The 1339-nt window shown below is 73.1% G+C and carries 2 protein-coding genes; both read left to right on the plus strand.

Annotated elements, in window-relative coordinates; genetic code table 11:
* Positions 1-660: metallophosphoesterase family protein (locus tag J0F76_RS20630; RefSeq protein ID WP_423227385.1), on the plus strand; the 660-nt coding region annotated here is incomplete at its 5' end.
* Positions 657-1339 (plus strand): AAA family ATPase (locus J0F76_RS20635; protein ID WP_207472335.1); only part of this gene is annotated, 683 nt, incomplete at its 3' end. The genes J0F76_RS20630 and J0F76_RS20635, both read left to right, overlap by 4 nt.

Here is a 1339-nt window from a genome sequence, read left to right on the forward strand (position 1 = left end):
TGCCTGCGCATCGGCCTGGGCCATGGCGCCATCGCCGACTTCTCGGGCGAGGATGGCGTGGCGGGCATCATCGCCCCCGATCGGGCGCGGCTGTGCGGCCTCGACTACCTGGCGCTTGGCGACTGGCACGGCCGGATGGAGGTAAACGGGTCCACCTGGTATTCCGGCACGCCCGAGGCCGACGGGTTCAAGCACTCTGCGGCCTGCTGCGCGCTGCTGGTGACACTGGACGGGGCGGCCCGGGTCCGCCCGGTGGAAACCGGCAGCATGGGCTGGCAGACGGTCACACTGGATCTGCTGCCCGGCGACGACCCGCTGGCCCGGCTGGATGCGGCCCTGCCCCCACTGAGGCTGCGGCGCAACCTGCTGGTCCGGCTTGTCGCCACCGGCCGGCTGCCCCTGTCCGACCGGACCACGTTCGAGGCAGCCGCGCAGGCAGCCGCCCCCGACTTCGGCTGGTTCGGCCACGACCTGTCCGGCCTCGCGACCGAGGCGCGGCCCGACGACCTGGACGGGATCGACCGCGCGGGCGCGCTGCGACAGGCGGCCGAGGCGCTGCTGGCCGAGGCGGGCGATCCCGACCGCAGCGCCACTGAGCGCGCGGTGGCGGCCTCGGCGCTGACACGGCTCTACGCCCTCGCGCAAGAGGTGGGGGCATGAAGATCCGCGCGCTGCACCTGACCAACGTGCGCCGCTTCGCCGGCCATACCGCCCGGATCGAGGGGATCGGCGACGGCATCACCGTGCTGTGCGAGCCGAACGAGTTCGGCAAGTCCACCTTCTTCGACGCCATCCACGCGCTGTTCTTTGAACGCCACCGCGCCACACGCGCGGCGATCAAGGCGCTGCAACCCCATGTGGGCGGCGCACCCGAGGTGGCGGTGGACCTGGACCTGCCCAACGGGCGATACCGGGTGGAGAAGCGATGGCTGACCCGCGCCTCGGCCAGGGTGATCCGCGACGGGCGGACCGTGGCTCAGGACGACGAGGCCGAGGCCTGGATCGACCGGATGCTGGGGGCCGGGCTGTCGGGGCCTTCCGGTCTTCTGTGGGTGCGCCAGGGCCTTCTGGGGCTGGAACCCGAAGGCAGTTCGGCCAGCGACAAGTCCGACCGGGAACGGGCGCTGTCGGCGCGACGGGATCTGCTGTCCTCGGTCGCGGGCGAGATCGAGATGATGACCGGCGGGCGCAGGCTGGACGCCGTGGTGGCAAAGGTCGGCGATGCGTTGGGCAGGCTTGCGACCGCGACCGGGCGCCCGAAGGCGGGCGGCGAATGGGCGCGGGCCGAGGCCGAGGCCGACGCCCTGCGCGCCGAGGAGGCCGACCTTGCCGCCAAGGC

Source organism: Paracoccus fontiphilus, from assembly GCF_017356265.1.
GTDB lineage: Bacteria > Pseudomonadota > Alphaproteobacteria > Rhodobacterales > Rhodobacteraceae > Paracoccus > Paracoccus fontiphilus.